The organism is Bifidobacterium sp. VU/mBH4 (B4), assembly GCF_058199535.1.
Genome location: NZ_JBVPQJ010000002.1, coordinates 279,805 through 301,643 on the forward strand (window position 1 = coordinate 279,805; position 21,839 = coordinate 301,643).

Sequence of the window (21,839 nt, forward strand, 5' to 3'; positions counted from 1 at the left end):
AAACAGCAGCTTCTTGGGCTATTCCTCAAACTTATCTTTATAAACTGATTGGACTCTTTAAAAAGAATCATGAGGATTTCTCAATGTTTGCTGATACAGCCGTATCGAGATTAATGGTCAATATCCTTTACAGAGCGATCAAATTTGCATCGCATGCCCTCCCCATCATGCCCGAACCATAGATATTTACGTGATACAGAAAATTATCGGCATTTGGCAAACATATCTAGACTATAAATTGTCAGCTACGGTTATGGAAGCGCTCGTGCCTTTGTAGGGTATTCTTCAATCAACTGCTGCAATGCATTAAACAAGTTCCATATAGATGCAATTAATTTTGTATCTTAGTGTTTGTTTTCCTGCAGCCACCAGGAACAATTGGCCCAACGTACAGACAAGCTTTGCTGGATTTCAGAAGGATTGGTAAATCGAAAATTGCTTGACCATAAACCCAGTCTTTTTCACTCCATCGATGGCTAATACTGTGTCTAAAAGCAATGGCTCAAGGGCAGACCCATTATTCGACATGCACAAGCATGTCTTGCATGTTCTGAGTCTTCAACAAGTCTTGATGGGCCTGCGGAGTTATGGCGTTGATCATGAGACGACCGGAAATATCCGCCTTGATGTACTCGACGGCCGGCAAACTGGTTACGGGGTTGGTGGTAAGCACGGCTTCGTCAGGCGTACGGTCACCGAAAGAAGCAACCAAGGTGTGATCATCATCGGCCACCACTACAGCCACACGTCGGCCAGAGAATCGCAACCTGGCGGAGGCGCCGCATTCGTTCATGTCATAGGTGTGCGGGTGCGTCAAAGTACTGGTGCCGTAGATGGCGACATGCACGTCAAGATTTAGGACGGCAGCTTTGTCAAGCAGCGGCCCAAGATCGTCCATCTTTCCATCCCAAACCCCGGCGAATACACTGTGCTTCGCCTCGTTGATCAGCCAGATTGACGTCTGCACGATTGCATCGCGGCTGTGCAGGGACCAAACCAGACCCGGTTCTCTATTCTCCGGCAAATCCGCAAGCTCTTCTTGAGCGGTTAACAGGTCTGCTGCGAACTTGTCCTTGAGGACGGTGAGAACATCCTTAGGCGATACGGTCGTATATCGGGCTGGTTCAAAATGGTTAACCAGGACAGCGCCCTTTGCCTCAAGGCGAGCCAGCGTTCCTATATCTTTGATGGCGGCATTTCTGTCAGACGGCTTACCTCAGAGCCGTTCATCGGCGGTTGGTCAACCAAGGCAACGTAGGCCTTCGCTTCGTAGCGGCTGAAGCCTAGTCGGGTGAGAGCTGAAAAGAGATTTGTGGTATTGGGCACGTACTCAATCTCACCAGTCAATTAGCACTAGTACTACCTCAGTGGTTGCATTTTGTTAACTACCGAGGTGGCGTATATCGCTGAAAGAAGGGGTGCAGATGAGTGAACACATCAGTTTCATTACTCCTGGCAACGACAGCGCCGGTTACTAGCGGATAATGATTACCGTTACCGCGGCTTTCATCTTCAACGCATATGGGCAGCCTAAGCAACGGAGGCGGTGCTTGTATGACTAATCCGTCGTCGGAAGAAGAAAAGCAGCAAGATACATCAAACCACGGAAACCGTGCAATCATCACTGTGCTGGCAGCCACAGCACTTGCTTTGGCTTCTGGCACGTCGCTGGCGACACAATATGCGGTACAACTGGCACTCGGCAGCATCACCACTGACTTTGGAGTTTCAGCAGCTGTCACAGGGAAGATTGTCACTGCTGTAATGGCCGGGTATCTTATCGGACTGGTACTGCTGGTTCCGTTGGCTAATCGCTTTTCGCCAGGTCGGTTAGTTCCCGTTCAACTGGCAGGACTTCCCGTCGTGCTAGCTGCCGCAGCAAGCGCTCCCACTGCAGGAGTATCGGTAGGCGTATTCGGACTTGTCGGGGTCACTTCCAAAGTCGCTGCAGAAGCCGTCTCCGTCGTCGGGCGTTTACGCCGCTTGAGGTTCGTAGCAGTCGGGTAGGAATCGTTCTTGCAGGAAATTCGGCTGGCATTCTTCTCAGTTGTTTTGTCGGAGGAACCCTGACAAGCTTGCTTGGCTGGCGCGGCATACTCGCCTGCTTCGCAACCCTGCGCGTAGCGACAGGCATGCTCGACGCAATCATATTGCCTAGGCATCAGGAACAAACCGGCAACAAAGGTTCCTGCTTTGCCACTATGCGAGCGCTTCCTCGATTGCTCCGCATTTCTCCAGCACTTCGACTGGCGTCGGCAACCGGCATGCTCTATTTTTCTGCTTTCAGTCTTGTCTGGGTCGGCCTTTCGATAGCACTCTCCAAACCTCCGTACAGTCTGAATCCTACGCAGATTGGACTCTATAGCCTCGCCGGTGTCCTGGGACTGTTTGTGACCAGATGGGCTGGCAGCCTGACTGACCGTCACGGTCCGCATGTCGTTGTCATTGGCTGTCTAATCAGTGCGGCTATCCTGCTCATTGATATCGGTAACTCCGTTCTTTGCGTGACCGGGCTCGCCGACTTTGATGCCGGTTGCTTCAGTGCCCAAACAGCTAACCAGGTCGCCGTAGTATCCATCGATCCACCTCAGTCCGGCAATTACAGCAGCGTGTATCTCAGTCTCTATTACACGGCTGGGGCTATAGGCTCATCCTTAGTGACGCCAATCCTGACAATTTGGGGATGGGCCAGAGTGGCCCTCGTAGAGACTGTTTTGCCCGCTGCCGATACGCTCATCCAATTGCTGAGCCATAGGTCAAGAAGCTTGAGCAGATAGCGTTCGATCAGCTCAGCGCTATTCATTGTTGATTCTGCCCAATAGGGGATACAAGCTATTCCAAGAATTGGGCAGAAAGCTCCACCTCACAGTGGTGTAGTCGAACAATTCACTCGGGTTAAACGCTTTAGCGCGAGATTATTATAAACGAATTGGAAGCGGTCTGACAACACCATGTATATAGCCAGTACTTTCTGTACGGTTTTGCCACCTACGTCCGCAACAGTTTCAGTTGCAATGCAAACTTATGAAGCTAAGATTTGATATTAAGTCTGTAAATCAATGTAGAATACTGATTTTGGTACTAGCAGAATGACAGTGTAATCATGCAACTTGAAGTTGAACGTTGGACTTTGGCAGTAGGTCAAGGGCTATTCCATTATGAAGAAGTATGGTTGTTTGGCCAACAACGTCCATTAACTATAATATATGATGCGGGCACTTTGAGCGCAAGGGGGAAGAATTCCAGTGCTATAGCAAGTGTTAATTTTGTTCATGAACGATTAAAAGATAAGTCAGATTCTACATTGGACTATCTAATTTTGTCACATTTTCATGCAGATCACTTTAATCTGTTTGACCAGGTGACAAAAGAAATCACTGTTAGATACTTTATTGCTCCATTGCTTACTCCAGAAGATAATTTTTTCGAAATCGAAACTATTGCAGCGACAATAAATGACAAAGCAAGGTTAAAAGGTTCTTGGCCTTCTGCTGGACGTACAAAACGTTTGATCAGAGGTCTTGAAGACAAGGGAACAGAAGGTTTCATCGATGTCCTGTCTCTCAATAAACGTAATAACAGAGAACGGATGGACTTGCCCAAACCGCAAGTCATTTTATTGACAGATAAGCCAAATGAAGATAAATCTTCGAATCCAGAAATTATAGTCCACGAATTTCCCGATAACGCAAATTCTCCAGGCAACCCTCTAATCATAAACCATACGCAGCAAATTGATGTTAGTAGCGACGAAACACATAAAGCGTTTTGGAGACTCGCCTTTTACTATAACAAGCCAGACGATGGATTTCCGGCTCTCAATGCGAAAGCTCGTAAAACACTAATTGGATTATTTTTAAAGTCTGCGAAAACAAAACTAGATGATTATAGATCAGCGGAAAAGCAGCACAAGACGCGCCCAAAAGGAGATCCATACGTAGAAGCTCACACAGAAACCATCAATAAGATTATTACTGATAAATTATACAAGCCAGAAGAACTTCTAAAGAGAGGCGTAACCTTCGAAGATATTTACGGCTACAAAGATATGAACATGACTAGCATAGCTCTGTATTCAGGAGCAGCTAACCTCTCAGTCCAATTCGAATTAAGACGATTATACTCAGGGTCATCTGACGAAAGTACCTATGACCCGGAAAACCTAATTTGTTACAGTCATGATAATTCAGGTAGTAATAAAAAGAAAAATCCTATTGCCTGTATAGAAGATGATGAAGGTAAGGAAAGTAGAGAAGAACAATTACATCACTATTATAGTTCGGACTGGATACCAGTCTCTTCAATCTGTGAAAGAGACTGTTATTGGTCATGGATGGGGTTAGGTGATTTAAATTTCGATAAAGATCAATTAGTAAAAAAATTTATAAAACACTTCTGTAAACTAATAAAAAGAGTTGGTTGTTGCGCTGCCCCGCACCATGGGTCTAGAAATGGTTTTGCCACCAGAGAAATACCGGCTTTGATGCAAGGGGCTATTTGCCTTTTATCGTGTGATCCCTATCGCAAAAGATATCACCACCCGCATGCCGAGGCCATGAACTCTATTCGTTCAGGTGGAATGATACCAGTTCTGGTAACGAAAAGAATTTATACAACTTTTCATGAGATAATAAAATGGAAGTAGTATATATTAATCAGAATATTCTAAATAATTGGAGTGGTGTATCCAAGTGAGTTTGCCGCATGAAAAATTACTAATGCTTGCGCAGGAGTGAACATGGAACCGCCAAGACAAAAGACACCTATATGGAAATGCAATACTTTCAAGAACTCCGGCCAATATAACTCGTGGCGTATATTCACTCAATGGCTAATACGTGTGTGCTTCCTGATTTATGCTATTGGCATCAGTGTATGGTTTATGTAGATTTAATAGACCAAATTTTTTTGGAACCATTAGGCTGCTTTGCTTGAAGGATGATGCCGACGAAATTGCGAATGCCACTAGGCGATTGTTTAGTTGAAACGTGGGGACCATACTTCATAATGGTGAGAGATGTCCTGTAGCAAAGTAACAGTAAATTGATTCTGTATCTGCTCTAGGAGGATATGACATTTGGTTGAGGAGACAGATGCAGCCGTTGATCTGTACTTGCCGCATGCCAGTGATGGTTTTATGCAGACTGCTTTTGCTAGTCAGTTAAGCACTCTATAAAATAATCCCTATTAGTAGACGTAGGCCAATACAGCTGAAAACGGTGGTTATGAAAGCGGTTGCGATAATAACGAATACAATGAGCATACTAGGCTTAAGGAAAACCAGTAACCCGTGAGACGCAAATAGCCTACCGTCCCCAAACGATCCGCGAGGTTCTGAATGCTGATGCCTGTTAACACTTCGTTCAAAAGCAGCTGAGCCCGGTCTGCAGAATCGCGCTAAATATGGTTAGGGTGAAATAGCAGCTTGGTTGGAGTTTCACATTCCACGTGCTTTCCAAGTAAAAAACCGCTATAATATGTGATTCCACCTCGCAAGCAATGGAGGCAGTGGCCACTTCTAACAAAACTAACTATACATCGTGCGGGTGCCGAACAAAACTTCAAGACTCGATTGTTGCTCAGGGCTAAGACTGGGCGTAGACGAGACTAAACGAGATGGCGTCTTGAGCCAGAACCAGTGCGGTGGATCTGATTATGCCTATCTGCCGTGCTCCCGCAGTTGCATTAGTACACTCCTGGTGGTCCCGGTCAGTATGGGGGGACATCAGCTCTGACCGTCCACCAGTCCGAGCCGTTTTCGGATCCGTAAAGGCCTAGCGGCGAGAATCAAAATCCTGCCGGCTTGTTAGACCAAACCGCCACAGGCAACCCTGAAACAAGCATTCCGGAGGCAGCTCCATGCAAAAGAGAAGATTCTAGGTTAAAGTTGATTGAGGAAAGCTATTCTGAAAGACTGTCCCATCCAAGTGAAAGAGGATCTCGACTTGCTTCTGTGATGAGACATTGCCTAGGCGGTCGGCATAGACCGTCAAAATTGGTGAGCTCTGTTTCCAGTCCTCCGTCCTAATGAAGCGGCCAAAATATGAGCTACCCGGTTATTAACTGCGACAGTCCCAAGCAGGGGGATTCCTCAAACAAAAACTCCTGCCGGTCACATTCGCACCATCCGCCGCAATAATGCCCACATGATGCCAGTGGACCGCAGCTACAAGGTGACGTGCGGAGCAACCGACCTGCTAGGCACAGACGACGATTCCCCTTATGATGAACCAGACCGCATCAGTATCAAAGGAAACCCATGCCCAACCCTAGTATCATCACTATCACCGACCTCGGCTTCGCCTACCCGGACAGCCCATACGACATTTTTGAGCATTTGCCCGCTATCCTGGACCGGGGTTGGACCGCCCTGCTCGACGACAACGGCTGCGCTAAAACCACCCTGGCTCTGCTTCTGCGCGGATACCTATCGCCGACCAAGGGACGAATCAGCCCGAAACCCAGGGCTTGGTCTGCGAATACTGCCCCCAGGACATCGCCAAACAACCGTGTGACCTCGACGATTTCGCCAACGACGGGTCGAAACGGACCGTAGCCTATAAGGCGGACCCTGGGCATAGCAGATGATTGGGCCTTCAGATATTCGACCCTGTCCGGCGGCGAGGCAAAGCGCCTAAAGTAGCCTGTTCCCTCAGCCGGAAACTTGACCTGTTGATCCTGGATGAGCCGACCAACCATGTGGATGCAGCGACTAGGACCCGCATCGGCCAAGCTATGGACAGTTTCGCAGGCATCGATCTTTTAATCTCTCACGACCGGGCCCTGATTGACTCCAGCTGCCCTAGGTCGTTGGTTTTTCCGCACACGTCACACGCAGGCTGGCGATGTGCTGACGCTGACCAAGTTCAAGGGCAGGCTGGCGCGGACCGAGGAGCAGGAGAAGGGTGAAGTGAAGACCGTCACGCCCAGAAGACCCCGAAGGAATTGGATGGCAATCGCCGGGAATTGGACAGACTTATGCGGTTCAAGGTTGCCCGCTTCCAGAAACTCCAGCATGTAGATGCCCCGTGACGGCAGGGAGGCCGAATCGATCCACACGGCCGCGACGCACGGAACACTCACAAACTGGCCAGGCCCGGGGCCTCGGGAAAGGCAGTTGCCCGCGGCTATCGGCAGGCTGACGCGCGCATCACCACGACCAGCGGAAAGAACGCCGACCTACAGACTGCCGCAAAACGCGATGGCGGGAGCATGAGCCTGCAGACCGAAGCCGGCCACAAACGTGAACTGGTCCGGGTTGATGGCGGCGACCTACATGACTAGATGGAAGGGCATGACGTCGAAGACTTCTGCCTGTATCTGCGCGGGAATGCAGCTACAGACAGCGGGGTAGACAGCCAGCATGGGCCAGCCCTAGAGACCATCAGAATCAGGCCGAAAGACCACATCGGCATCAGTGGTCCGAATGGACGTGGTAAGTCCACCTTGCTCGAGCTGCTTGCCGCCCGTCTGCCCACGGATCTGCCCCGGCTGATCCTGCCTCAGATCATTGGCTCGGCACGAATACAAAGGGCCCTGGAAGACGCGGCTGCGCTGCCGGGGACTCAGAGAAAGAAACTGATGTCGGCTTACGCCCAGCTCAACGCTGACCTAGAAGATCTCCTGGCCGGTCACGAACTCTCTGCGGGCGAGGGCCGCAAACTATTGCTGTGCCTCGGATTCTTGAAGCATCCGCAGCTACTGATCCTGGACGAACCGACCAATCATCTAGACCTTCGCTCCCAGGCAGCTCTGGCCGAGGTGCTGGCGCCCTACCACAGAGCTCTAGTGGTCGTCTCCCACGATGAAGGCCTTCTGGAAGCTGTATGCTCAATCCGCTGGGAAGTCGAATGATTCCAGGACACCCATCAGCCTGATATTGGTATGCGAGTTAGGGGATACGAGTTAGTGAAATACCGGTTGTCATGTGCCTTTCATATAAAAATGCCGCCCCAATCCGCCGCAACGCAGTACAACTGAAAGAGCGAAAACGAGAAGCACCGGTGATATGTCAAATATGCGCCCTGTGCAGAATATACGGATAATAAATAATTCCAAGGCCTAAGACCTTGGAATCATTGCTATCTCGTCGGGCCGGCGGGATTTGAACCCGCGACCCCTTGACCCCCAGTCAAGTGCGCTACCAAACTGCGCTACGGCCCGACGGTGCATCAGCACCGAGTAGAGATAGTAGCACAGCGTCACCGGGCCGACAATGGCCCGGCGAGTCCCGGCAGACAAGTGCAGACAGACGGGGCCACATGATCAACTTGCTATCATGATTCTTGACGGTCGGCGCAACCCGCGTCGGCCGCAAGTCGTCCCAGCCCGGAAGGGGTTCCATGAGCACAGACGTTTTCGACCTTTCGGCCGCAAAGATGCGCGACAAGGGCATGAGCGAAGTCTCCATCAACCAGTTCAGTCACCTCTACGAAACCTGGAGGCGGGGAGAAGCCAAGGCCTGTGTGCGAGAGAAGGATGTCACGCCGCTCAAGGACGTGCCCCGCACCAAGGACATCCACGATTCCATGGATATGGACATGGCCCTAGACGCATTCTCCCGCACCGCCTTCATCAAGCTCAACGGTGGGCTGGGCACCTCCATGGGCCTGGAAAAGGCCAAGTCCCTGCTGCCCATCCGGCGCCACAAGGCCCGTCGGATGCGCTTTCTGGACATCATCATGGGCCAAGTGCTGACGGCCCGCAAACGCCTAGGGGTACCCCTGCCGCTGATCTTCATGAACTCCTTCCGCACCTCACGAGACACCATGCGCGTGGTCAAGCAGGACCGCCGCTTCGTCCAGAACGAGGTGCCCATGGAGATCATTCAGCACATCGAACCCAAAATCGATGCCGAAACCGGCCGTCCTGTCGACTTCCCGGCCAAACCCGACCTGGAATGGTGCCCTCCCGGCCACGGCGACATCTTCTCGACCATCTGGGAGACCGGCCTTTTGGACACACTCAAGGAGCAGGGGATCGACTACCTGTTCATCTCCAACTCCGACAACCTGGGCGCCAGGCCTTCAAGGACCCTGGCCGGTTATTTTGCACAGTCCGGAGCGCCTTTCATGATCGAGGTGGCTGAGCGGACCGAGGCTGACCGCAAAGGTGGCCATATCGTTATCGACAAGGCCAGCGGACGCCTCATTCTACGGGAGATGTCCCAGGTGGATCCGCACGACCGCAGCTCGGCCATGTCCATCCGCAAGCATCCCTACTTCAATACCAACAGCATCTGGGTCAGAGTCGATGCCCTGCGCGACAAGCTGGCCGAGTACGACGGGGTGCTGCCCCTGCCCATCATCGAGAACCGCAAGACCGTCGATCCCACCGACCCTTCCACCAGACCCGTGGTGCAACTGGAGACCGCCATGGGTTCCGCCGCCACGCTCTTTGAGGGAGCCATCTGCGTGCAGGTGGACCGCATGCGCTTCCTGCCCGTCAAGACCACCGACGACCTGTTCATCATGCGCTCCGACCGTTTCCACCTGACCGACTCCTACGAGATGGAGGATGGCAACTACGATTTCCCCAACGTCCAACTGGACGAACGCTACTACAAGTACATTGCCGACTTCGATGAGCGCTTCCCCTACGGGGTTCCCAGCCTGGCGGCTGCCAACTCGGTCACTATCGAGGGGGACTGGACCTTCGGCAGGGATGTGACCCTGTATGCAGACGCCCATCTGAGCGATCGGGAACGTTCCTCATACGTGCCCAACGGTCAGTATGTGGGACCACAGGGGATCGAACCCGATGAGTGGGTCTAAAGCAAGGAAAACAGGGTTCAGCCTGTCAAGAAAAGGGACCGTATTTGAGTGTTTGGCTCCCACGTTCCTGAAAATGAATCTATGATAGACAGATGTGCGTTAGGCGCACTAACAGTCAAAATTTTAACGATACGCGAGGACTGATGGCAGAAGGTACGAACGGAAGACGGCGTTTCTCTGACAAGTGGGGCAAACACGAACTTGATGTCCTGGCCGTCTTATCGTCCGCTTTTCCTCAATGGTTGACTTCTCGGCAGATAGCGCAGCGGGTCAAGGCCTATGCCGACTCTTACGGTGAGCTGGCCGATCAGGCTGCCAAGGCCGCCTTCGCCAAGCAGTTCCAGCGTGACCGGGCCAAGCTGGCAGCCATGGGAATCGCCATCGAATCCCGCCAGCCCGAGTACTCCTCCAAGTCCGAGGGGCAGGATTTCGCCTCCTACCGCCTGCAACTGGGGGACGAACCCCGCATCCGTATGCACTTCAACCAAGAGGACATGCCGGTGCTGGCCGCAGCCAACTATCTGGCCCGTTCCATCGCCATGTCCCAGGAGGCATGCGAAGAGCCGGTCCGCCCGGCCTCGCGCACCACTCCTCGGGTGCCGCAGGTGCCCATCCCTGGTCTGGGCCTGGATTCCATAGCTCCTGGACTGGGTACCCAGCGCATTCCCGACAATCTGGTCAAGGTCATCGACTCCCGCCGCTTCGCCGCCACCGTGGACGTGGACGGGGAGAACCTGAACGTGGCCTATGCCGACTCGGACGATCTGGCCATGTTCGTCCTGGAGCACCCCGATGCCTCCATTGTCAGCCCGCAGGAGGCCGCAGATGCTTTCCGGCGTCGTCTGGATGCAGCCACCCGCTTCAAGCTGGCCGACGAGTCACAGAGCCCTGGCGCAGCAACCGTCATTTCCCCTGAGATCGCCCGGACCAGCGTCGAGCACTTCGCCACCGACCTCAGCGATGACGACACCGACCTTCGGCACGCCCGCCGAGCCAGCGCATCCTCCTTCCAGACCGGATCCGAGGTGGACCGCCGCCTGCGGCTCATGCTTTTCCTGTCCGCACACCTGGGCGAGGAGTTCTCCCTGGCCGAGCTGGCCGAGCGCTTCATCGGCCACCCCAACAGCAAGGAAGAGCTGCGCAAGTACGTCAATACCATCCACAAGGACATCAACACCCTGACCACGGTCTCGGACGACGGGGAAATGGCCGGCAGCCAGTTCTTCGACATTGACTGGTCCCTGCTGGATGACAGCGGCATTGTCTCGGCCACTAATTCGCTGGGGCTGGAACGGCTGGCCGGCATTTCCCCCCAGTACCTGAGCATGCTGACCGCCTCGCTCAACTACCTGGCCCATTCGCCCCTGCTGCCCGAGCAGTCCCGTACCCAGGCCGAGTCGCTCTACCAGCGCCTGCGCACGCATGTGGGGCCGGGCGTGACCCCCTGGCTCTCCCTTACCGGGTATGAGACCGAGCCCAAGAGCTTCTCGGTGGTTCGCCGGGCCATCAAGACCGAATCCTTGCTGGACATGGAGTACACGGATGCTGCCGGCCGAACCCGCCGCAAAGTGGTGGCACCTGCCAAGATCTTCGTGGACGAGGGCGTCTATTATGTCGCCGCCTGGACCGATATCGGCGACGCAGCGGAAGGCACTGAGGCTGCGGACGCTCCCTCGGATTCCAGCCGCCACCTCAAGCAGGGCACCGGACGCAACAGGCAGTGGCAGGTTCTGCGAATCGCCAGAATCGAGCATGCGACCATCGTCAAGCCCAGCCATAAGGTGGAGTTCCCGGATGTGCCGGTCAGCGAGCTGCGCAAATGGTCCTTCGACAACGGCACGGCTGCCGTCTTCATCACTGACCGTCCCGACCTGCCCTACATCAAGTCCCTGCCGGGCGCCTCGGTGGAGCCCTGCGGATCAGGACAGAAGGTCCATCTGACCGTCTCCTCGGACTCCTGGTTCGTGGCCTTCTGCATCGCCCACGCCAAGCACATCACCGCAGTGGCGCCCAAGACCCTGCGCACTATGATCCTGGCCCGCGCCCAGCGCGAGATCACCATCAGCGACGCTCACGACAAGGAGCAGGACCGGCACTAGTCCCGGTCGGAGAGGAGTTCCATGCCTGGATGGATCTGGATCCTTCTGGTGATCTTCATGTTGGCCATGCTGATCGGCGGAGCCGTCTACGCCATCCGTCACGCCATGGCAGCCAGCCGCTCCATAGGACGGGTCTCAGAAGATCTGAACCGGCACATGCCCCAACCTCCGGCGCCGGGGCAGTCCCAGGCAACGGATAGAACGAAAGGTCCGTCCTTCGCCCTGCCCCTGTCGCAGTCAACCGAGCGATACAGCCAGGCCCATGCCCTGGTGCTGGAGCGCAAGGAGCAACGCAGGAGGAACCACGGTCGCATCTGGCGGCGGTGGAAGCAGTTCAATCAGTAATTCTTGGAGGAACATGTCAGGTCATCGTCACCACGGACAGGATTCATCAACATCCGAACCGGGGCCGGCGGAACGCTACGCCCGTTTCAGTCGTCACCGCAAATGCATGACCGGAGCTCCCGCACGCTTTCAGTCCAAGCTGCCCTTCCCCCTGGATGACTTCCAGCTGGAGGCCATCACCGCCCTGGAGGATGGCGACAACGTCCTGGTGGCTGCCCCTACCGGCGCTGGGAAGACCATCGTGGCTGACTTCGCAGTATTCCTGGCCCAGGAGCAGAACGTCAAGACCTTCTACACCACCCCCATCAAGGCGCTGAGCAACCAGAAATACCATGACCTGGTCGACCGCTACGGCGAGGATCGGGTGGGGCTGCTGACCGGCGACACCTCCATCAACTCGGAGGCGGACATCGTGGTCATGACCACCGAGGTCCTGCGCAACATGCTCTATGAGCAGTCCTCCACCCTGACTGCCCTGAAGTACGTGATCCTGGACGAGGTTCACTATCTGGCGGACCGCTTCCGTGGGCCCGTCTGGGAGGAAGTCATCATCCATCTGCCGGCCTCCACCCGCATTGTGGGGCTGTCGGCCACCGTGTCCAACGTGGAGGAATTCTCCGACTGGATCTCCTCGGTGCGCGGACGCACCCATCTGGTGGTCTCCGAGCGCAGGCCCGTACCGCTGGAGCAGCATGTCCTGGTCCAGGCCGACAGACACACCGAGCCCGAGATCCTGGACCTGTATCGGCACGACGGCTCAGGACGGCAGACCCCAAAGATCAACCCGCGTCTGGTCTCCCGGCTGGCCCAGCTGGACAAGGCCGGACAGGAGCGCATCCAGGCCCGCGATCAGGGGCACCGCCATCGCCATGGCCGTGGCGGCAGGCCGGAGCGACGGATGGGGGAGCGGTATCGTCCAAGCCGGGCCGACGTGGTCGATGAGCTGGACTTCATGGACATGCTGCCCGGCATCTACTTCATCTTCTCCCGCACCGGTTGCGACCAGGCCGTTCAGCAGTGCATCCGGGCGGGTCTGCAGCTGACCACCGATGAGGAGGCACGCCGCATACGGCACATCGTGGACTCCATGGCAGCCGGCCAGCTCAGCAAGGAGGATCTCAAAGCGCTGGGATTCGCCCAGTTCCGCTTCGCTCTGGAGCAGGGATTCGCCGCCCATCACGCAGGCGTGGTCACCCTCTTCCGGCAGATAGTCGAACATCTGTTCGAATTAGGCCTGCTCAAGGTGGTCTTCGCCACCGAAACCCTGGCTCTGGGCATCAACATGCCCGCTCGTTGCGTGGTGGTCGAAAAGCTGGAGAAATTCGACGGCACCGGCCATGTAGCCCTGACACCTGGCGAGTTCACCCAGCTGACCGGCCGGGCCGGCCGGCGCGGCATCGACGACATCGGCCATGTGGTGGTCGTCGATCACCGGGATTTCAGCCCCAAGACCATGGCTGCTTTGTCCAGCAGGAGGGTCTACCCGCTGCACTCCAGCTTCCGGCCCACCTTCAACATGGCCGTCAACCTGCTCAACTCCTCCAGCTATAGCCGGGCCCGGGACACCCTGGACCACTCCTTTGCCCAGTGGGAGGCCAACCGATCAGCTTCACAGCTGGAGGAACGCATCGAGACCCTGACCAGCGGTCTGGAGGACTACCGGAAGGCAGCCCAATGCAGCCGTGGCGATCTGATCGAGTTCATGCGCATCCGTACGGCCCTCTCTTCGGCCCAGAAGAATGATCGCCGCCGTCTGAAGCGTCAACGTTTCACCAGCGAGAAGGCCCGCGACCGGGCATTTCGAGACCTTGACCGACACATCGACCAGCTGCGCGAGCAGGAGCGCAACCATCCCTGCCGCCAATGCCCGGATCTGCCCAAGCACCTGCGCTGGGGGAATCGATGGATCCGCATGGACAAGGAGCTGCAGCGCACCCGGGAACAGTACGAGTCCAAAACAGGCTCAGTCTCACGCCAGTTCGACAGGATCTGCCGGATTCTGGCCGACCTGCGGTACACCCAGCCCGTGGATCCTGACGACTGCCGACTGACCCGGAAGGGGCAGCTGCTCCGGCGAGTTTACAGCGAACAGGATCTGAGCCTTGCCGAGATCCTGGATCGGGGCATCCTCAACGATCTGGAGCCAGCTGAACTTGCAGCGGCCGTCTCCGGCCTGGTCTACGAATCCCGTCGTGGGGTAGGGGAGCAGCCGGGGGAGAGGGCCGGGTATCGAGCTCCCAGGCTGGTTGAGGCCATGGAGGACATGAAGCGTCAGTGGTCCCAGGTGCAGGAACGCTGCGATCAGGCTGGATTGGAGCTGCCGCCTGAACTCGACTTTGGCTTGGGGCCAACCATCTATGACTGGGCCTGCGGCGACTCGCTGACCACCATCCTGCGTGACAGCGATCTGACGGCGGGGGACTTCGTCCGCAACGCCAAGCGCCTGTCCGATGTGCTCACCCAGATCGTCCAGGTGGAGCCCTACCTGGGCAGGGGAGGGCATCACCTGGCCAGGACTGCCAGCATCGCCGCCGACCAGGTCAATCGCGGCATTGTGGCCTATACAGGCGTGGAGTGAACACGGCCGCATATAGGGAATAAGTTTCAGGTCAACACTGTTCTGTAGCTTGGAGGCAGTGACAGACACGAGTATGGAGGAATCATGGCAGAGCGCAGTCTTCGCGGCATGAGCATTGGGGCGAAGTCCCTGGAATCCGATCAGAATGTGGATTTCGCTGCACGCAGCGAGGTCGCCTATGTTTGCCCCAAGGGCCATCGGACTATCCTGCCCTTGGCTGAAGGCGCTGACGTACCGCAGGAATGGGAGTGCCGCTGCGGGCAGATCGCTCACCTTGAGGGACATGACGAGCAGGAGTCCAGCAAGACCGGCAAACCGACCAGGACCCACTGGGACATGCTGCTGGAGCGTCGGTCGGAGGACGAGCTCAAGGCCGTGCTTGACAAGCGCCTGAAAATGCACCGCGAAGGATGGTTCCCTGACTATGAGTAAATCACCGCGCCGCCTGGTTCTGCTGGACCTAGACGGCACCCTGACAGCCTCGCATCCAGGCATTATTGCCTCCGTGGTGCAAACGTTCAAAGAGCTTGGTTATCCCGTGCCCGATGATGCAGAGCTGCGCCGATTCATCGGACCGGCGGTCAGCGAATCGTTGCGACGCAACAAGGTCAGAGCCGAAGACATCGATAAGGGCGTACAGATCTATCGCCACTATTACAGCGGGATAGCAGCATTCGAGGATCCGGAACATCCTGGCCAGCACATTCCTGGACGTCTGCTCGCCGAGGTTTTCGACGGCATTCCCGAACAGCTGAATCGAATGCGCAATCATGGTCTGACCTTGGCCGTAGCTACCTGCAAACCCGAGTATCAAGCTCTGCCGGTCTGTGACCATTTCGGTCTGACACCCTTGGTAGATGGCGTCTATGGAGCCAGCAAGGACTCCACAAGGATCACCAAGGCCCAGGTCATCACCTACGCTCTGGAGAATATTGGTTTCGATGCTACGCTCGGCGACCGTGCCCTGATGGTCGGCGACCGCTGGACTGATGCCGATGGCGCCCTGGAAACCGGTCTGGACTGCCTAGGATGCGGCTGGGGCTATGCCGAACCCGGAGAACTTGAGTCCCATGGCTGCTACCGAGTCATCGACCAGGTCGACCAGCTGTGCCAAGTGGCTGACGAGTACTTCGGCAACAATCAGACTCAGCACTGAGTCGCCAGAACTGTATCTCATTTTGCAATGGCCACCCGGGTGATCTCGGGTGGCCATTGCAACTTCACTAAGTTGGCATAACTGATTTGCCGTGAAATCGCTGGAAAACCGCGAAAATCGCAATAGTGACCTAGTAAGCCGATAATGTACGTTATGTCAGATTATCTATCGTTTTCTCCCCTGTTCAGCTTCCACAAGCCGCTGGTGCGATTTCGTCATCGCGGGGTTCAGGCAGCCCGTTGACGCTGCTCGTGCTGCTGCTCCAAGCGCTGACGCAGACGCATAGCCGTCAGCTCGTCAATAGGCCGCTCAGGAAGACCCGGGGTCAGCTGTCCAGTGGTCAGATCCACATGGTCACAGGTCTGCAGCTCCAGATCCATGCGATGCCAGATAGCACCCACGGAGATAGCAAAGACGGCACGCCCGGACTGCATCAGCGCAAAGACCTGATCCGGGCCTGAACATTCTGTGACCTGATCACCGTCGCAGACCACGGTCACATGCTCAAGCTGACCGACAGTTCGACGCTCAAGATAGTTCACGGTGTTCGTGGCATTGACCAAATTGACACCGGCATCCAAGAGGCGCTTAAGGACAGCCAGGATGACCACATCCTTGAAGGAGTAAAGCCTGCGGGAACCTGACCCGTGTGAGGCTTTGATCGACGGCTCGACGATTCGCTTACGGGCCCAATAATCCAGTTGCCGATAGGTAATGCCAGCCACCTTGGCCGCGACTGTGCCCCGATAGCCCCGGGTCGTGCCCTCGGCCTGCTCAGGCGAAAAAAGTTCCCCCTGCACCAGCATTGGCATCTCACCGGCCATGCATGCCCCCTGTCAGTTCTTGGCGATGACTGCCCGATTATCGAAGTAGACCAGCCTGAACTTGCCGATCATGATCTCGTCGCCGTTGTGCAGGTCGGCCTGGTCCACGCGTTCACGGTTGACGTAAGTGCCGTTGAGGCTGCCAGTATCCTCGACCCGAAAACCATGGTCGGTCCGTACGAATATGGCGTGCGCCCTGGAGACCGTCGAATCGTCCAACAGAATATCCGCCTTCGGATCGCGACCCACGCTGACCTGATCCTCGTCCAACAGATAACGCGATCCTGACACCGCTCCCCTGGTAGAGATCAGCAGCGCTGTGCCCTCAGGCAATCGTGCCATGGTCTCCAGATCGTCCTTGGTCAGTGGACGGTCACCATTGGAGGTGACTGGAATGTTCAGGGCCGGCATGCCGATGATGGTCGTCTCGCCCGCAGTGGGAATAGGATCTGTCATAATTGCCTATTCTACAGGCTTTGCATACTGGTAGTCCTGCACGCGTCGAACCTGGTCGATTCTGACACTATTGGACTGCTCCACGGATACGGTCGCATGGAACTGCACCTTGATTCGCGAACCCACTCCCCCGGCTATCTGAACGGCATTCTGCAGGCTGTCCGGATCCCCAATGGCCTTGACAATGTAGGGACTGCGCAGCTTGGCATGGTCACACTGCAGGCCGGTGCGGGTGTCTAACAGATAGGTACTGGTAACCACTCGGACATCGTTGAAGGATATGACCTCGGCGCCAGCGTTGCGCAGCTCTTCGATCAGATTGAACATGGTAGAGGCATCCACCCGGTCACTGTCTTCGGTGACTGTCACCACCACTCCCCTGCCCTGGGCAGGCAGCCGTCCGGCCAGGATGCCGCTGCTCTGCTCATTCTGCTGGGCTATGCGGGCGGCCTCCTTCTGCTTGTCGGCGGCTGACTTGATGGAGGTCAGCTGCTGGTTGAGCTGGCTCTTGCGCTCCTCCAGCTTGTCGACCTGGTTGCTGGTCTCGTCCAGCACCCGTACCAGCTCCTCCTCGGACAGGCTCTGGTAGGAGGACTGGTTGTTATGCACCTGGACCGCATATCCAAAGCCCAAGAGGGCACACATAAGGGCCACCAGGACGCTGGTAACCAGCCTGACCCGAGTGGCGTTGGAATTGAGGGTGCGCAGAGGCCGACGACGGACCACCGGAAAAGCACCGGTCTGCGTATCGTCGGCCGGGGCCCTGACCCGTCCGGGCCTCCTAGGCGGAATGCTCTTGGGCATGCCCTCGTCGCGCTTCTTCCTCAAGGTGTGTCTCATATGCTCACCCCTTGAAAATGAACCGTCGAATAGCGGAGACGTTGGAGAAGATCCGGATGCCCAGGACCACAATGACGGCCGTGGACAGCTGAGAGCCCACGCCAAGCTGGTTGCCCAGGAAGACCAGCAAAGTGGCCGTGATCACATTGGAGATGAAGGAGACCACGAAGACCCGGTCCGAGAAGCTGCGTTCGAAGTAGGAGCGGACTGCGCCCATCAGAGCATCCAGGGCGGCCACCACCATGATGGGCAAATAAGGCTGCAGGACAATGGGGATGTCGGGCTTGAGGAAGATGCCCGCCACCACGCCTAGGATCAGGCCGAGAATTGCCGACATGTCAATGACTCCTTCCGGCATAGGACAGATTGGGCAAACTCACTGCATTCAGATTCAGGCGCCGCTGTTTGACCACGTTGACAGTGATGTTCGCCTTCTTCAGGTCCTGCAGGCGGCCCTGCAGATCGCTGCGAACCATCAGATCAGCCAAGGCGCCTTGGTCGCCGATGGCTTCGATCTTGTAGGGTGACTCGATCGAGGTGGTCCCCACCAAAATAGTCTGACCGGCCGTACGCACTGATGTCTGTGTTCCTATTCTATTGCCGTTGATGGCCATGGCTTCGGCCCCCGCAGACCAAAGCTTGGTCAGGAACCACTGCAGGTCCTGGTCGGTGATCAGTTTGATCTGATCAGCATTGTCCCGGGAATCCTTGGAGGCAATGGGGTTGGCCAAGGTGATGACGACGCCCTGCCCCTGCACCTTGCTGGTGCCATTGGTCAGATCGTCAGCGGTCTGCGTGCTGTTCGGCCCCTGGCCACCCTCCTGAGCCGAGAGCGTGTCGATATTGCCGTTAAGGTCCGAAATCTGACTGTTGAGGTCATTGGCACGCTTGCTGACCGCCTCCACCTGGGAGATGAGCTTCTCGCGTACCTTCTGACGCGGGTCCCGGTGCAACACCTGAACGATACCCGTGCCTGCCAGGCCGACCAGCACGCAAATGATGAAGACCAGTATCCGATTGACCCAGACGCTCAGCGGCGATCTACGCTCGGCGGGCAGCAGACGGGCATCCTCGAACATGGGATCCATGGGGCGGTTGGTCAGGTCGTCAATCAGCCTCAACGACTCATCAGCCATGCGCCGACGCATGGATTCCTGAGCAGGCTCCGAGCTTTCCTGGTCCACGTAGTGGCGTTCCAGACCTGCGCTGGAATGCGAAAAAGCCGCCCGGCGGTGAATCAAGGCACGGTCAGGCGGCACAGGGAAGGATTCTGGGGTCATCTGCGGCTCAGTCATGATGGCTGTCCTGACGAAGCAGTCCGATGCCCTGACGTGCGTAGATCAGCCCTGCCAGCCAGTAAAGGCCAACCCCCCAGATGACGGCTGCAAGAGCCACCAGGTGGAAGAAACGGAAGAAGGTTGAAGTGCCCACATCCGCAAAAATCAGGGCCGGTATGGCCAGCATGAGCACGGCCGTTCCAGTCTTGCCAGCGAAATGCACCGGCAATGGGCCATAATCGTGCTGGGCCAGCGCCAAAACCAATAGACCCATGAGCACATCCCGGACACCGACCAGGGCCAGAAGCCACCATGGCAGTATGGAGGCAATGCTCAAGGCAAGGACGGAACAGAGAATGAGCAGCCGATCGGCGACCGGGTCCAGGATCTGTCCCAGCTTGCTGACCTGGTTGAACCTGCGGGCAATGATCCCGTCCACGCCGTCTGAAAGGGCCGAAATCAGCATGACCACCAAGGAAATGATCAGATGGCGGTTGGCCACCAGATAGGCGATAAGAGGTATGGATAGGATACGAAGCATGCTGATGACATTGGGTACGGTGAGAATTACCGACCGTGGCTCAGGGCTGTACCTGCTGCGTGAAATTCGATCAATCAGTGCCATCCGACTACATTCTAGAAGCTTGAAGGGCAGTTACAAGGATGGCACGCGCACCGATCTCATAGAGGCGGTCCATGAGGTTGTTCACCTGGTCCCTGGGGACCATGGCCCTGACTGCCGCCCACTGTTTGTCGTGCAGGGAGGAGACTGTCGGCGACTCATAGCCGGGGGTGATGCCCACCGCCATGGCTACGCGCTCCACCGGGATGTCATAATCCATCAGTACATAGCGGCGGGCTGTCAGCACACCCTCCAGCCTGCGGGACATGACCGCCAGCCGCTCATCATGCGGATCCAGGCGTGGCGACCTGATGAGAATCCCCTCGGACTTCACAATGGGATCGCCGAAAACCCGAAGCCCGGCGTTGCGCAAGGTGGTGCCGGTGGAGACCACATCGGCGATCAGGTCAGCTACTCCAAGCTGAACCGACGACTCCACTGCCCCGTCCAAGTGGATCAGTTCGGCCTTGAGCCCCTTGCTGGTCAGGTAGTCCTCAAGAAGCCGGTCGAAGGTGGTGCCGATCCGTTTGCCGTCCACGTCCTGCAAGGTGCTGATGGAGCTGGCCTCCGGAGCGGCGAACCTGAAGGTGGACGCGCCGAATCCCAGCTCAATGACCTCGACGGCCCTGGTTCCGGAGTTGAGCAGCAGGTCACGCCCGGTGATGCCCAGATCGATGGTTCCCAGGCCGACATAGACCGCTATGTCGTTGGGCCTTAAGTAAAAGAGCTGGATGTCGTTGTCGACGTCATCGACCACCAGTTGCCGGTCATTGGAACGCAGACGATAGCCGGACTCTGACAGCAGCCTCCATGCGGGCTGGGACAACATGCCCTTGTTGGGCACCGCGACCTTCAACACGGCAACCTCCTAATTGCGGAAGCGAATCTACAGCGGGATGGGATAGGGGTCACAGATACCTGTAGACATCCTCCAGGGTGATGCCCCGATCGATCATCATGACCTGGATGTGGTACAGCAGCTGGCTCATCTCCTCGGCCGTCCGCTCCTTGCCCTCATACTCAGCGGCTATCCAGGTCTCTCCGGCCTCTTCATTGATTTTCTTGCCGATGAAATGCGTGCCCTTGTCCAGCTCTTCAACAGTCAAGGACCCTTCTGGGCGCTCCTTGGCCTTGGTCGTGAGCTCCTCAAACAACCCATCGAAGGTCTTCATCTGGCTATCTCCATTCTTCCTGCAAAACCTGTCAGTCCTTGTAGCTTACCTGTGCGGCCTGCCTGATCTGGTCAATGGCCTTGGCCGGGTCGTCAGCGCCGTAGACCGCTGAGCCTGCCACCAGGACATCGGCTCCAGCCTCTGCCACGATGGGAGCCGTGGTGGGGCTTACCCCGCCATCCACCTGGATGTGGGTCTTCAGGCCGCGGGCGGTGATCTGGTCACGCAGACGGCGGGTCTTAGGCATCTGATTGTTCAGGAACTTCTGGCCGCCGAAACCTGGCTCCACGGTCATGACCAGAATCATGTCAAACTCATCGAGAATGTCGAATATCGGCTCCACCGGTTCGGCAGGGCGCACGGCCAGGCAGGCCTTGACCCCCATGTCGTGCAGCTGGCGGGCCAGACGGACCGGGGCATGAACGGCTCCGGTATGGAAGGTGACGGAGGCAACACCCAGCTTGGCAAATTCCGGGGCCCAGCGGTCGGGGTCCTCGATCATCAGATGCACGTCCACCGGCAGGTCGGTCACCTGGCAGATGCGCTCCACCACGGGCTCGCCAAGGGTCAGGTTGGGAACGAAATGGTGGTCCATCACATCCACGTGGACCATATCGGCATTGGCAATAGCCTTAAGATCCCGCTCCAAGTTGGCGAAATCGGCGGAAAGAATGCTGGGTGCTATCTGAATGCTCAT

The 21,839-nt window shown here is 56.4% G+C and carries 23 protein-coding genes and 1 tRNA gene; 11 read left to right on the forward strand and 13 right to left on the reverse strand.

The window, feature by feature from the left end; genetic code table 11:
* Nucleotides 1-517 precede the first annotated feature (517 nt).
* Together AC0AII_RS04370 and AC0AII_RS04375 are read right to left on the reverse strand one after the other, a co-directional pair.
* Nucleotides 518-1,024 (reverse strand): hypothetical protein, encoded by a 507-nt coding sequence (locus AC0AII_RS04370; RefSeq protein ID WP_490446262.1) that lies wholly within the window; start codon nt 1,022-1,024, stop codon nt 518-520.
* A gap of 152 nt (nt 1,025-1,176) precedes the next feature.
* Entirely contained in the window at nt 1,177-1,326 is a 150-nt protein-coding gene (locus AC0AII_RS04375) for a helix-turn-helix domain-containing protein (protein WP_198199079.1), read from the reverse strand.
* A gap of 228 nt (nt 1,327-1,554) precedes the next feature.
* Between AC0AII_RS04375 and AC0AII_RS04380 the strand changes: the two genes are divergently transcribed.
* The 4 genes from AC0AII_RS04380 to AC0AII_RS04395 all read left to right on the forward strand — a co-directional run bounded on the left by AC0AII_RS04380 (nt 1,555) and on the right by AC0AII_RS04395 (nt 6,556).
* Entirely contained in the window at nt 1,555-2,007 is a 453-nt protein-coding gene (locus AC0AII_RS04380; RefSeq protein ID WP_490446263.1) for a hypothetical protein, read from the forward strand.
* 2 nt (nt 2,008-2,009) lie between these two features.
* Nucleotides 2,010-2,777, forward strand: a complete 768-nt coding sequence (locus tag AC0AII_RS04385) for an MFS transporter (protein ID WP_490446303.1) — start codon at nt 2,010-2,012, stop codon at nt 2,775-2,777.
* 326 nt (nt 2,778-3,103) lie between these two features.
* Complete coding sequence (locus tag AC0AII_RS04390) at nt 3,104-4,645, forward strand: MBL fold metallo-hydrolase (protein WP_490446264.1); 1,542 nt, start codon at nt 3,104-3,106, stop codon at nt 4,643-4,645.
* A gap of 1,614 nt (nt 4,646-6,259) precedes the next feature.
* Nucleotides 6,260-6,556 carry a hypothetical protein gene (locus AC0AII_RS04395; RefSeq protein ID WP_490446265.1) on the forward strand — a complete coding sequence of 99 codons (297 nt, stop codon included), beginning with the start codon at nt 6,260-6,262 and terminating at the stop codon, nt 6,554-6,556.
* Between the two features lie 272 nt (nt 6,557-6,828).
* On the opposite strand, the gene AC0AII_RS04400 is transcribed toward AC0AII_RS04395, so the two are convergent.
* Complete coding sequence (locus AC0AII_RS04400; protein WP_490446266.1) at nt 6,829-7,059, reverse strand: hypothetical protein; 231 nt, start codon at nt 7,057-7,059, stop codon at nt 6,829-6,831.
* 225 nt (nt 7,060-7,284) lie between these two features.
* Here AC0AII_RS04400 and AC0AII_RS04405 point away from each other — a divergent pair, with 225 nt between their 5' ends.
* Complete coding sequence (locus AC0AII_RS04405) at nt 7,285-7,854, forward strand: ATP-binding cassette domain-containing protein (protein WP_490446267.1); 570 nt, start codon at nt 7,285-7,287, stop codon at nt 7,852-7,854.
* 235 nt (nt 7,855-8,089) lie between these two features.
* On the opposite strand, the gene AC0AII_RS04410 is transcribed toward AC0AII_RS04405, so the two are convergent.
* Nucleotides 8,090-8,163 (reverse strand) — tRNA-Pro (locus AC0AII_RS04410).
* Nucleotides 8,164-8,342: 179 nt separating this feature from the next.
* On the opposite strand from AC0AII_RS04410, the gene AC0AII_RS04415 reads away from it, so the two are divergent.
* The 6 genes from AC0AII_RS04415 to AC0AII_RS04440 all read left to right on the forward strand — a co-directional run bounded on the left by AC0AII_RS04415 (nt 8,343) and on the right by AC0AII_RS04440 (nt 15,951).
* On the forward strand, nt 8,343-9,773 hold the full coding sequence (locus AC0AII_RS04415) for a UTP--glucose-1-phosphate uridylyltransferase (protein WP_490446268.1): 1,431 nt from the start codon (nt 8,343-8,345) through the stop codon (nt 9,771-9,773).
* 143 nt (nt 9,774-9,916) lie between these two features.
* Nucleotides 9,917-11,872 (forward strand): helix-turn-helix transcriptional regulator, encoded by a 1,956-nt coding sequence (locus AC0AII_RS04420; protein WP_445341320.1) that lies wholly within the window; start codon nt 9,917-9,919, stop codon nt 11,870-11,872.
* 21 nt (nt 11,873-11,893) lie between these two features.
* Nucleotides 11,894-12,217, forward strand: coding sequence for a hypothetical protein (locus AC0AII_RS04425; protein ID WP_490446269.1), 324 nt, complete (start codon nt 11,894-11,896; stop codon nt 12,215-12,217).
* Nucleotides 12,218-12,230: 13 nt separating this feature from the next.
* Entirely contained in the window at nt 12,231-14,795 is a 2,565-nt protein-coding gene (locus AC0AII_RS04430; protein WP_490446270.1) for a DEAD/DEAH box helicase, read from the forward strand.
* Between the two features lie 84 nt (nt 14,796-14,879).
* Nucleotides 14,880-15,227: an RNA polymerase-binding protein RbpA gene (locus AC0AII_RS04435; RefSeq protein WP_490446271.1), complete on the forward strand. Its 348-nt coding sequence runs from the start codon at nt 14,880-14,882 to the stop codon at nt 15,225-15,227.
* Complete coding sequence (locus AC0AII_RS04440; protein ID WP_490446272.1) at nt 15,220-15,951, forward strand: HAD hydrolase-like protein; 732 nt, start codon at nt 15,220-15,222, stop codon at nt 15,949-15,951. The genes AC0AII_RS04435 and AC0AII_RS04440 overlap by 8 nt, the downstream gene beginning before the upstream one ends.
* Nucleotides 15,952-16,178: 227 nt before the next feature.
* Here the strand turns inward: AC0AII_RS04440 and AC0AII_RS04445 are convergent, their stop codons facing one another.
* The 9 genes from AC0AII_RS04445 to rpe are packed head-to-tail and all read right to left on the reverse strand — an operon-like array spanning nt 16,179 to nt 21,839.
* Nucleotides 16,179-16,775, reverse strand: coding sequence for a MerR family transcriptional regulator (locus tag AC0AII_RS04445; RefSeq protein ID WP_490446273.1), 597 nt, complete (start codon nt 16,773-16,775; stop codon nt 16,179-16,181).
* 12 nt (nt 16,776-16,787) lie between these two features.
* Nucleotides 16,788-17,231: an FHA domain-containing protein gene (locus tag AC0AII_RS04450; protein WP_024627697.1), complete on the reverse strand. Its 444-nt coding sequence runs from the start codon at nt 17,229-17,231 to the stop codon at nt 16,788-16,790.
* Nucleotides 17,232-17,237: 6 nt separating this feature from the next.
* Nucleotides 17,238-18,071 (reverse strand): DUF881 domain-containing protein, encoded by an 834-nt coding sequence (locus AC0AII_RS04455; protein WP_101432310.1) that lies wholly within the window; start codon nt 18,069-18,071, stop codon nt 17,238-17,240.
* Between the two features lie 4 nt (nt 18,072-18,075).
* Nucleotides 18,076-18,408: a small basic family protein gene (locus tag AC0AII_RS04460; RefSeq protein ID WP_015021764.1), complete on the reverse strand. Its 333-nt coding sequence runs from the start codon at nt 18,406-18,408 to the stop codon at nt 18,076-18,078.
* Nucleotide 18,409: 1 nt separating this feature from the next.
* The gene (locus tag AC0AII_RS04465; RefSeq protein WP_490446274.1) at nt 18,410-19,366 is read right to left on the reverse strand and encodes a DUF881 domain-containing protein; all 957 of its coding nucleotides are present in this window, start codon (nt 19,364-19,366) and stop codon (nt 18,410-18,412) included.
* Nucleotides 19,359-19,973, reverse strand: coding sequence for a CDP-alcohol phosphatidyltransferase family protein (locus AC0AII_RS04470; RefSeq protein WP_490446275.1), 615 nt, complete (start codon nt 19,971-19,973; stop codon nt 19,359-19,361). The genes AC0AII_RS04465 and AC0AII_RS04470 overlap by 8 nt, the downstream gene beginning before the upstream one ends.
* A gap of 4 nt (nt 19,974-19,977) precedes the next feature.
* Complete coding sequence (hisG, locus tag AC0AII_RS04475; RefSeq protein ID WP_490446276.1) at nt 19,978-20,829, reverse strand: ATP phosphoribosyltransferase; 852 nt, start codon at nt 20,827-20,829, stop codon at nt 19,978-19,980.
* 49 nt (nt 20,830-20,878) lie between these two features.
* Nucleotides 20,879-21,142, reverse strand: coding sequence for a phosphoribosyl-ATP diphosphatase (locus AC0AII_RS04480; RefSeq protein ID WP_045935327.1), 264 nt, complete (start codon nt 21,140-21,142; stop codon nt 20,879-20,881).
* 31 nt (nt 21,143-21,173) lie between these two features.
* On the reverse strand, nt 21,174-21,839 hold the full coding sequence (rpe, locus tag AC0AII_RS04485; protein WP_046322854.1) for a ribulose-phosphate 3-epimerase: 666 nt from the start codon (nt 21,837-21,839) through the stop codon (nt 21,174-21,176).

What these genes read in the sequence shown, in the direction of transcription:
- AC0AII_RS04380 (WP_490446263.1), top strand. Translation starts at nt 1,555, where the DNA reads ATGACTAATCCGTCGTCGGAAGAAGAAAAGCAGCAAGATACATCAAAC.
- AC0AII_RS04390 (WP_490446264.1), top strand. Translation starts at nt 3,104, where the DNA reads ATGCAACTTGAAGTTGAACGTTGGACTTTGGCAGTAGGTCAAGGGCTA.
- AC0AII_RS04395 (WP_490446265.1), top strand. Translation starts at nt 6,260, where the DNA reads ATGCCCAACCCTAGTATCATCACTATCACCGACCTCGGCTTCGCCTAC.
- AC0AII_RS04405 (WP_490446267.1), top strand. Translation starts at nt 7,285, where the DNA reads ATGGAAGGGCATGACGTCGAAGACTTCTGCCTGTATCTGCGCGGGAAT.
- AC0AII_RS04415 (WP_490446268.1), top strand. Translation starts at nt 8,343, where the DNA reads ATGAGCACAGACGTTTTCGACCTTTCGGCCGCAAAGATGCGCGACAAG.
- AC0AII_RS04420 (WP_445341320.1), top strand. Translation starts at nt 9,917, where the DNA reads ATGGCAGAAGGTACGAACGGAAGACGGCGTTTCTCTGACAAGTGGGGC.
- AC0AII_RS04425 (WP_490446269.1), top strand. Translation starts at nt 11,894, where the DNA reads ATGCCTGGATGGATCTGGATCCTTCTGGTGATCTTCATGTTGGCCATG.
- AC0AII_RS04430 (WP_490446270.1), top strand. Translation starts at nt 12,231, where the DNA reads ATGTCAGGTCATCGTCACCACGGACAGGATTCATCAACATCCGAACCG.
- AC0AII_RS04435 (WP_490446271.1), top strand. Translation starts at nt 14,880, where the DNA reads ATGGCAGAGCGCAGTCTTCGCGGCATGAGCATTGGGGCGAAGTCCCTG.
- AC0AII_RS04440 (WP_490446272.1), top strand. Translation starts at nt 15,220, where the DNA reads ATGAGTAAATCACCGCGCCGCCTGGTTCTGCTGGACCTAGACGGCACC.
- AC0AII_RS04445 (WP_490446273.1), bottom strand. Translation starts at nt 16,775, where the DNA reads ATGGCCGGTGAGATGCCAATGCTGGTGCAGGGGGAACTTTTTTCGCCT.
- AC0AII_RS04450 (WP_024627697.1), bottom strand. Translation starts at nt 17,231, where the DNA reads ATGACAGATCCTATTCCCACTGCGGGCGAGACGACCATCATCGGCATG.
- AC0AII_RS04455 (WP_101432310.1), bottom strand. Translation starts at nt 18,071, where the DNA reads ATGAGACACACCTTGAGGAAGAAGCGCGACGAGGGCATGCCCAAGAGC.
- AC0AII_RS04460 (WP_015021764.1), bottom strand. Translation starts at nt 18,408, where the DNA reads ATGTCGGCAATTCTCGGCCTGATCCTAGGCGTGGTGGCGGGCATCTTC.
- AC0AII_RS04465 (WP_490446274.1), bottom strand. Translation starts at nt 19,366, where the DNA reads ATGACTGAGCCGCAGATGACCCCAGAATCCTTCCCTGTGCCGCCTGAC.
- AC0AII_RS04470 (WP_490446275.1), bottom strand. Translation starts at nt 19,973, where the DNA reads ATGGCACTGATTGATCGAATTTCACGCAGCAGGTACAGCCCTGAGCCA.
- AC0AII_RS04480 (WP_045935327.1), bottom strand. Translation starts at nt 21,142, where the DNA reads ATGAAGACCTTCGATGGGTTGTTTGAGGAGCTCACGACCAAGGCCAAG.
- rpe (WP_046322854.1), bottom strand. Translation starts at nt 21,839, where the DNA reads ATGAGCATTCAGATAGCACCCAGCATTCTTTCCGCCGATTTCGCCAAC.